The 6,581-nt window shown below is 40.1% G+C and carries 5 protein-coding genes, 8 tRNA genes and 1 pseudogene; 13 read left to right on the top strand and 1 reads right to left on the bottom strand.

Annotation, left to right across the window (positions count from 1 at the left end):
* The first annotated feature begins 4 nt into the window (after window positions 1–4).
* The 8 genes from SMSK564_RS0102490 (at window position 5) to SMSK564_RS0102455 (ending at window position 719) form a co-directional block, all read left to right on the top strand.
* Window positions 5–78, top strand: a tRNA-Met gene (locus tag SMSK564_RS0102490).
* Window positions 79–91: 13 nt separating this feature from the next.
* Window positions 92–165 (top strand) — tRNA-Ile (locus SMSK564_RS0102485).
* A gap of 12 nt (window positions 166–177) precedes the next feature.
* Window positions 178–267, top strand: a tRNA-Ser gene (locus SMSK564_RS0102480).
* A gap of 9 nt (window positions 268–276) precedes the next feature.
* Window positions 277–350: transfer RNA gene (locus tag SMSK564_RS0102475), tRNA-Met, on the top strand.
* 3 nt (window positions 351–353) lie between these two features.
* Window positions 354–426: transfer RNA gene (locus SMSK564_RS0102470), tRNA-Phe, on the top strand.
* A gap of 20 nt (window positions 427–446) precedes the next feature.
* Window positions 447–517, top strand: a tRNA-Gly gene (locus SMSK564_RS0102465).
* 34 nt (window positions 518–551) lie between these two features.
* Window positions 552–625 (top strand) — tRNA-Ile (locus SMSK564_RS0102460).
* Window positions 626–631: 6 nt separating this feature from the next.
* Window positions 632–719, top strand: a tRNA-Ser gene (locus tag SMSK564_RS0102455).
* Window positions 720–904: 185 nt separating this feature from the next.
* On the opposite strand, the gene birA is transcribed toward SMSK564_RS0102455, so the two are convergent.
* Entirely contained in the window at window positions 905–1,840 is a 936-nt protein-coding gene (gene birA, locus SMSK564_RS07910; RefSeq protein WP_000844498.1) for a bifunctional biotin--[acetyl-CoA-carboxylase] ligase/biotin operon repressor BirA, read from the bottom strand.
* Window positions 1,841–2,105: 265 nt separating this feature from the next.
* Between birA and SMSK564_RS07905 the strand changes: the two genes are divergently transcribed.
* From SMSK564_RS07905 to SMSK564_RS07890, 5 genes and pseudogenes are all read left to right on the top strand, one after another.
* The gene (locus SMSK564_RS07905; protein WP_000835610.1) at window positions 2,106–3,299 is read left to right on the top strand and encodes an O-antigen ligase family protein; all 1,194 of its coding nucleotides are present in this window, start codon (window positions 2,106–2,108) and stop codon (window positions 3,297–3,299) included.
* Window positions 3,300–3,444: 145 nt separating this feature from the next.
* Window positions 3,445–3,888 (top strand): MarR family winged helix-turn-helix transcriptional regulator, encoded by a 444-nt coding sequence (locus SMSK564_RS07900; protein WP_000655210.1) that lies wholly within the window; start codon window positions 3,445–3,447, stop codon window positions 3,886–3,888.
* A 34-nt stretch (window positions 3,889–3,922) separates the two neighbouring features.
* Window positions 3,923–4,114, top strand: a pseudogene (locus SMSK564_RS12740) (nuclear transport factor 2 family protein); the annotation flags it as partial.
* Window positions 4,115–4,128: 14 nt separating this feature from the next.
* Window positions 4,129–4,857 carry an ATP-binding cassette domain-containing protein gene (locus tag SMSK564_RS07895; RefSeq protein ID WP_000575238.1) on the top strand — a complete coding sequence of 243 codons (729 nt, stop codon included), beginning with the start codon at window positions 4,129–4,131 and terminating at the stop codon, window positions 4,855–4,857.
* Window positions 4,850–6,370: an ABC transporter permease/substrate-binding protein gene (locus tag SMSK564_RS07890; RefSeq protein WP_000182941.1), complete on the top strand. Its 1,521-nt coding sequence runs from the start codon at window positions 4,850–4,852 to the stop codon at window positions 6,368–6,370. The genes SMSK564_RS07895 and SMSK564_RS07890 overlap by 8 nt, the downstream gene beginning before the upstream one ends.
* Window positions 6,371–6,581 lie beyond the last annotated feature (211 nt).

The raw sequence follows: 6,581 nt of genomic DNA, 5'->3' as shown, positions 1-6,581 counted from the left end.
ATATGGCGGTGTAGCTCAGCTGGCTAGAGCGTCCGGTTCATACCCGGGAGGTCGGGGGTTCGATCCCCTTCGCCGCTATAATGATCTTGTTGGACCTTTAGCTCAGCTGGTTAGAGCTCTCGGCTCATAACCGAGTGGTCGTAGGTTCAAGTCCTACAAGGTCCATTTGAATATTATGGAGGATTACCCAAGTCCGGCTGAAGGGAACGGTCTTGAAAACCGTCAGGCGTGTAAAAGCGTGCGTGGGTTCGAATCCCACATCCTCCTTTTCATTAACGCGGGATGGAGCAGCTCGGTAGCTCGTCGGGCTCATAACCCGAAGGTCGTAGGTTCAAATCCTGCTCCCGCAATAAGGCTCGGTAGCTCAGTTGGTAGAGCAATGGATTGAAGCTCCATGTGTCGGCGGTTCGATTCCGTCTCGCGCCATTTTTAATTATAGTATGTATGCGGGTGTAGTTTAGTGGTAAAACTACAGCCTTCCAAGCTGTTGTCGCGAGTTCGATTCTCGTCACCCGCTTTGAACTTTGTTCAAATTACCAAGTTTTTAACTTGGGCGCGTAGCTCAGGTGGTTAGAGCGCACGCCTGATAAGCGTGAGGTCGGTGGTTCGAGTCCACTCGTGCCCATTAATTGGAGAATTACTCAAGAGGCTGAAGAGGACGGTTTGCTAAATCGTTAGGTCGGGTAACTGGCGCAAGGGTTCGAATCCCTTATTCTCCGTTTTATTGAGAGTTTATAACTCTTTTTTTGTATTTTTAAGAATAGTAGAATAAAAACTTCAGATTTGTAAAACTTAATTGGATTACTCATCTGAAGTTTTTTTGCGCTCTTTGTCAACTGTAGTGGGCTGCATTAAAGCTAAAATCTTTATATATTGTCGTTTTTATGGTTGTGCTAGTTTATTATTACTTCCAACTCTTGAGTGAAATTTCTCCGCTATTGAGCCAAATTTCTTTTCCGTTATCACATTGCACCAAAAGTTTTCCATTTTCAGAGATATCTTTAGCAAGTCCCTTGTAGTCTTTTTTATCCAGTGTGAAAGTAACTTCTTTTCCAAGAACGAATGACTGTTTTTTATATAGGTATAATAACTCATCTGCTGGTGTTTCGAAGAAAGCACGCCATATTTCGATAATTAATTCATTTCTTGTTATAGGTGCTGGAGCTTTGAATAAACTAGCAGCTTTTTCTTTTAATTCTTGAGGGAAGTCTTTAATAGTAAAGTTGATTCCTACTCCAATAATGATATCTGTGACTAAGCCAGTTTCTACAGATGTCATTGCCTCAGTGAGGATTCCTCCAATTTTATGATTTTTGAGGTAGATATCATTGACCCATTTTATGTCGACATCTATTAAAGTTAGGTTCTTAATGGCTTTGTAGATAGCTCCAGCTACAAGTAGTGTGTAGGATGGTAATTTGTCGTAGGTGAGATTTGGTTTAAGATGGAGTGTCATATAAATGCCACCTTGGGGTGAGTAGAAGGAGCGTTGAAAACGGCCTCGGCCTGCTGTTTGATAGGAAGCTATATAGAGGGTGTTTGCTTCATTTCCTAAATCAATTGCTTCTTTTGCATCTAGTTGAGTTGATTTTGTTTCAGGTTTAAAGCTGACTTTAATTGGAAGATTTTCTTCTAGAATCTCTGGAAGAATAAGGTCTCCATTCAGCAGTTTATAGCCTTTGTTTTTAATACTATCAATTTCAATGCCTTCTTGTTCTAGCCGCCTGATGGCTTTCCAAATTGATGTTCGGGTCAGTGATAGTTCTTCTGCAATCTTTTCTCCGCTGATATAATCGGTTTCTTTAGCTAGAATTTGGTAGACGGCTTGGTAGGATTTCATAGTGTTTCCTTTCTTTAAGAATAGTATATGATTTGAATCTAGTCTATATTTTATTACTACTATTTTAACATATGGCTACTATTTACGGCATGATTTTCTTAGAGAAAATACAATCATTAAGATTGAGTTTTGAAATATCAGTATTTTTGCTCCCCTTTTTTACCTAGTAAACGTTTCCTTTGTTTTCAAATTGCTAAAAAAGTGGTACAATAAAGGGTAGCTTACTATTATCTGAATCAACTGATTTGGAGAGAAAGGATTCATTTTGAAATCAATAGGCTTTATTGAAAAGCTGAAAGGGTTGTCTAGTAAAGAGCTGATTTTATTGGGAATTATCCTGAGTATCTTTTTGCCCTTTTATCTTTTTGTAGTTGTATTCTGTTTATATATTATCGGTTTGATTTTTACAGGAGACATGAAAAGTATTCTTCAGAAAATGGGGGAGCATCCGATGCTGCTTCTTTTTCTTGGCTATAGTACTGTTATATCCGTTTTTGCACAAAATTGGATGGGAGTTGTGGCTTCAGTAGGAATTTTTCTATTTACTGTTTTCTTTTTGCACTATCAGTCGATTTTATCACATAAATTCTTTCGATTGATTTTGCAGCTCGTCTTGTTTGGTAGCGTCTTGTCAGCTGCTTTTGCGAGTTTAGAACATTTCCAAATTGTGAAGAAATTCAACTATGCTTTTCTTTCACCCAATATGCAGGTCTGGCATCAGAATCGTGCAGAGGTGACCTTCTTTAATCCTAATTATTATGGAATTATTTGTTGTTTCTGTATCATGATTGCCTTCTATTTGTTTACAACGACCAAGTTGAATTGGTTGAAAGTATTCTGTGTGTTTGCAGGCTTTGTGAATCTCTTTGGATTGAACTTTACTCAAAATCGAACCGCCTTTCCTGCTATTATCGCTGGAGCCATTATTTATCTCTTTACGACCATTAAAAACTGGAAGGCCTTTTGGCTTAGTATTGGGGTCTTTGCGATTGGCTTGAGTTTCCTCTTTTCCAGTGATTTGGGAGTTCGGATGGGGACTTTAGACTCTTCTATGGAAGAACGCATTTCTATATGGGATGCTGGGATGGCCTTATTTAAGCAAAATCCTTTCTGGGGTGAAGGGCCATTGACCTACATGCACTCTTATCCTCGGATAAATGCTCCTTATCATGAACATGCTCACAGCCTTTATATTGATACGATTCTGAGTTACGGAATTGTGGGGACCATTTTATTAGTTTTGTCTTCTGTTGCTCCTGTTCGCTTGATGATGGATATGAGTCAGGAGTCGGGGAAACGTCCGATTATCGGTCTTTATCTGTCTTTCCTTACAGTGGTTGCTGTGCACGGAATCTTTGACTTGGCTCTCTTCTGGATTCAGTCAGGTTTCATTTTCTTGCTAGTTATGTGCAGTGTTCCATTGGAACATCGAACGTTGGTATCGGACATGACGGATTAAGTTTATAAGATTAGAATCTTCTACCTTGGGTGGGAGATTTTTTTACTGGGAAAAATTATTTCCAAATCGAAATAGTTGACAATTAGAATGATAAGTATTATAATGTTTTTTATTCGTATCGATATAGAAATAAATTGGAGGTGTCATGAAAGATAGTCATTTGCTAGCCCATCATATTCGTTTGTTGAATGGGCGGATTTTTCAAAAGCTACTGACCCAAGATCCTGAGGCTCTTTATAGGGGTGAACAGGGTAAGATTTTAGCGGTTTTATGGAATAGTAAAACTGGCTGCGCAACTGCGACAGATATTGCTCTGGCAACTGGGCTTGCGAATAATACGCTGACTACTATGATCAAAAAGCTAGAGGAACAAAAGCTTGTAATTGTTAGTCCGTGTGGAAAAGACAAGCGTAAGAAGTATTTAGTTTTAACGGAGTTAGGCAAGTCCCAGAAAGAAGTGGGGCATCGTGTCAGTCAGAAATTGGATACGATTTTTTACAAAGGATTTTCAGAGGAAGAAATTCGGCAATTTGAAGCCTTTCAAGAAAGAATTTTGGCAAATCTGAAAGAGAAGGCAAATGAGGATTAAAATAGATCAAATTAGGTTTTTATAAGTAAAGGCCACTCTTGATTTTATTTTCCAACTCTTAGGACAAGGAAACTATGTGGTTAGCTATGGTCAGACTCAGATTGATGGCCTTGCTTATGCCCAGGACGATATCTTCCGTTTAGAGAACGGGAAAATTGAGGAGCATTGGGACAATAAGGAAGTCATGCCTAAGGTAGAAGACTTGATCAATCGAGGAAAGTTTTAAAACGAGGACAAAGAATGATTGAATACAAAAATGTAGCCTTGCGCTACACAGAAAAAGATGTCTTGAGAGATGTTAATTTACGGATTGAGAATGGGGAGTTTATGGTTTTAGTTGGGCCTTCTGGCTCAGGTAAGACAACCATGATTAAGATGGTCAACCGTCTTTTGGAACCAACTGATGGAAATATTTATATGGATGGCAAGCGCATAAAAGACTATGATGAGCGTGAACTTCGTCTGTCTACTGGTTATGTTTTACAGGCCATTGCTCTCTTTCCTAATCTAACGGTCGCGGAAAATATTGCCCTGATTCCTGAGATGAAGGGCTGGACTAAGGAAGAAATTGCTCAGAAAACAGAAGAGCTTTTAGCTAAGGTTGGTTTACCAGTAGCCGAGTATGGGCATCGTTTACCTAGTGAATTATCTGGTGGAGAACAGCAACGGGTCGGAATTGTTCGTGCTATGATTGGTCAGCCTAAGATTCTCCTCATGGATGAGCCTTTTTCAGCCTTGGATGCTATTTCGAGAAAACAGTTGCAAGTTCTGACAAAAGAATTGCATAAAGAGTTTGGGATGACAACGATTTTTGTGACCCATGATACGGATGAAGCTTTGAAGTTGGCGGACCGTATTGCTGTTTTGCAGGATGGAGAGATTCGTCAGGTGGCGAATCCCGAGACCATTTTAAAAGCTCCTGCCACAGAATTTGTAGCAGACTTGTTTGGAGGTAGTGTTCATGACTAATTTAATTGCAACTTTTCAGGATCGTTTTAGTGATTGGTTGACAGCTCTATCTCAACATTTGCAGTTGTCACTTTTGACCCTGTTACTAGCTATTTTTATCGCGATTCCCTTGGCTGTTTCTCTTCGCTATCATGAGAAGTTGGCGGATTGGGTCTTGCAGATTGCAGGGATTTTCCAGACCATCCCGTCACTGGCCTTGTTGGGGCTCTTTATTCCCTTGATGGGAATTGGAACCTTGCCGGCTTTGACAGCACTAGTGATTTATGCGATCTTTCCGATTTTACAAAATACCATCACTGGGCTCAAGGGAATTGATCCGAGTCTGCAAGAGGCTGGGATTGCCTTTGGGATGACTAGGTGGGAGCGTCTCAAGAAGTTTGAAATTCCACTTGCTATGCCTGTTATCATGTCTGGAATTAGGACGGCAGCGGTCTTGATTATCGGTACGGCAACCTTGGCAGCTTTGATTGGGGCAGGGGGGCTGGGTTCCTTTATCCTTTTGGGAATTGACCGTAATAATGCCAGTCTGATTTTGATTGGGGCCCTTTCTTCTGCAGTGCTGGCTATTGCCTTTAACTTCCTACTAAAAGTGATGGAAAAAGCAAAATTGCGGACGATTTTTTCTGGTTTTGCCTTGGTGACCTTATTGCTAGGTCTGTCTTATAGTCCAGCCCTCTTAGCTCAAAAAGAGAAAGAAAACTTGGTTATTGCTGGAAAATTGGGTCCAGAACCAGAAATTTTGGCCAATATGTATAAATTGCTGATTGAAGAAAATACCAGTATGACTGCGACTGTTAAACCAAATTTTGGGAAAACAAGCTTCCTCTATGAAGCTCTGAAAAAAGGCGATATTGACATCTATCCTGAATTTACTGGTACGGTGACTGAAAGTTTGCTTCAGCCATCACCGAAAGTGAGTCATGAGCCAGAGCAGGTTTATGATGTAGCGCGTGATGGCATTGCCAAGCAGGATCATCTAGCCTATCTCAAACCCATGTCTTATCAAAATACTTATGCTGTAGCTGTTCCGAAAAAGATTGCTCAGGAATATGGCTTGAAGACCATTTCGGACTTGAAAAAAGTGGAAGGACAGCTGAAGGCAGGCTTTACACTTGAGTTTAATGACCGTGAGGATGGAAATAAGGGCTTGCAATCAATGTATGGTCTCAATCTCAATGTAGCGACTATGGAACCAGCTCTTCGCTATCAGGCTATTCAGTCAGGCGATATTCAAATTACGGATGCCTATTCGACTGATGCGGAATTGGAGCGTTATGATTTGCAGGTCTTGGAAGATGACAAGCAACTCTTCCCACCTTATCAAGGGGCTCCACTCATGAAAGAAGCTCTTCTCAAGAAACATCCAGAGTTGGAAACAGTTCTCAATAAATTGGCTGGTAAAATTACTGAAAGCCAGATGAGCCAGCTTAACTACCAAGTCAGTGTTGAAGGCAAGTCAGCAGGACAAGTAGCCAAGGAGTTTCTCCAAGAACAAGGCTTGTTGAAGAAATAGCTTGAAAAGCTAAACTCAACTTGGTTAAACGACTATATAGAAAAATGCTCAGATAAGTTTGTCTGGGCTTTTTTGATGTGAGAATTACTGAATGTCACTTAAAATGGAAAGAAAGAGAAAATTTTCATGATTTTCTAAAATTTTACTGTAAATACACTTGACTATTCACAAAATAGGTGTATAATGTGTTGTGAACTACTTAACAAATAAA

Origin of the sequence: Streptococcus mitis SK564, assembly GCF_000148525.1 — a bacterium.
Classification (GTDB): Bacteria; Bacillota; Bacilli; order Lactobacillales; family Streptococcaceae; genus Streptococcus; species Streptococcus mitis_H.
Note: the sequence above shows the minus strand (reverse complement) of the source record. Positions and strands in the feature narration are given on the sequence as shown.